The sequence below is a fragment of the Erythrobacter sp. genome (assembly GCF_038133525.1).
Taxonomy (GTDB): domain Bacteria; phylum Pseudomonadota; class Alphaproteobacteria; order Sphingomonadales; family Sphingomonadaceae; genus Qipengyuania.
Genome location: NZ_JAYPTL010000176.1, coordinates 1 through 1,634 on the forward strand (window position 1 = coordinate 1; position 1,634 = coordinate 1,634).

At 59.7% G+C, this 1,634-nt stretch carries 2 protein-coding genes; both read left to right on the forward strand.

Annotated elements, in window-relative coordinates; genetic code table 11:
• Positions 1-1,009 (forward strand): pyrimidine utilization protein A (gene rutA, locus AAFM29_RS17720; protein WP_341714029.1); only part of this gene is annotated, 1,009 nt, incomplete at its 5' end.
• A 255-nt stretch (positions 1,010-1,264) separates the two neighbouring features.
• On the forward strand, positions 1,265-1,634 hold a 370-nt coding region (locus AAFM29_RS17725; protein ID WP_341714030.1), incomplete at its 3' end, for a lamin tail domain-containing protein.

Here is a 1,634-nt window from a genome sequence, read left to right on the forward strand (position 1 = left end):
CGAGAACGCGCCCCAGTACAAGCCTAGCTTCGATCTCAACATGGAGATCGCGATGAAGGCGGAGGAGCACGGGCTCGATTTCCTCCTCTCGATGATCAAGCTGCGCGGTTTCGGCGGCAAGACCGAGTTCTGGGAATATGGCCTCGAAAGTTTCACCCTGATGGCGGGGCTGGCCGCGGTGACGGAGAAGATCAAGATCTTCGCCACCTGCCCTACGCTGATCATCCCGCCTGCTTTTGCCGCGCGCATGTGCAACACGATTGATTCCATCAGCCACGGGCGCTTCGGCCTCAACCTCATCACCGGCTGGCAGCCGCCCGAATATACGCAGATGGGCCTGTGGCCCGGCGATGAGCATTTCAAGAACCGCTACAATGTCCTCGACGAATATGCGCAGGTTTTGCGGGAGCTTTGGGAGACGGGATCGTCCGACTTCAAGGGCGAATATTACACCATGGAGGATTGCCGCGTGTGGCCGCAGCCGACCGGCGACATGAAGATCATCTGCGCCGGGTCGTCGGACGCGGGCCTCGCCTTCAGCGCGAAATGGGCGGATTACGCCTTTTGCCTCGGCAAGGGGGTGAATACGCCGACTGCGTTTTCGTCGAACAACGACCGGCTTGCCGTGGCGCTGGAAAAGACCGGGCGTGATGTGCAGGTCTTCGTCCTCGTCATGATCATCGCGGCGGAGACGGACGAGGAGGCGCAGGCGAAATGGCAGAGCTATAACGAAGGCGTCGATATCGATGCGATCAGCTGGCTTGCCGATCAGGGCGCGAAGGATACGGTCAACACCGACACCAATGTCCGCCAGCTGGCCGCGCCCGAAGGGGCGGTGAACATCAATATGGGCACGCTGGTCGGAAGCTATGAGACGGTCGCCAGAATGCTCGACGAGATGGCCGAAGTGCCCAATACCGGCGGCGTACTCCTGACCTTCGACGATTTCCTCGAAGGGGTGGAGGCGTTCGGCACGCGCATCCAGCCACTGATGAACAGCCGCCAATAGGCGCGCACCTTGCATCCCGCTTGAATGCGCGGGGTGCACACAAAATTGCACTGCCCCGTTCGGTTTGGTGACAGGCTGGGAATAACCCAAATGCACCCGCGCGCCAGCATTGTCACAAATGAAATTATCTGGTCTCTTCCGCACCGCACAAGTTTCATCTTCACGTCTTTTTATCCATCTAGACGCTTGGAACATTGCCCGGGCCGGCGGCCTCGCTCGCCCGGAGGGACTGGTAATTGACCGAGGGGACTGATCGTGGTCGCAGGGACTGAATCTACCGTTTTCTTCAACGAATTCCATTATGACAACGCCAGCACCGATGTCGGCGAATTCATCGAAATCGCCAATACCGACGGGCTCGACCTGACGGGCTGGACCGTTGTTCTCTACAATGGCTCCGGCGGCGGGTCCTATGCGAGCTATACGCTTTCGGGCAGCGATGCTTTCCAGACGATCTCGCTGCCGTCGAACGGTATCCAGAATGGTTCGCCGGATGGCTTTGCGCTGGTCGATGCGGCTGGCAATGTCGTCCAGTTCCTGTCCTATGAGGGCAGCTTCACCGCCACCGATGGCGCGGCAGTCGGGCTGACCAGCACTGACATCGGCGTATCCGAGACGACCACGA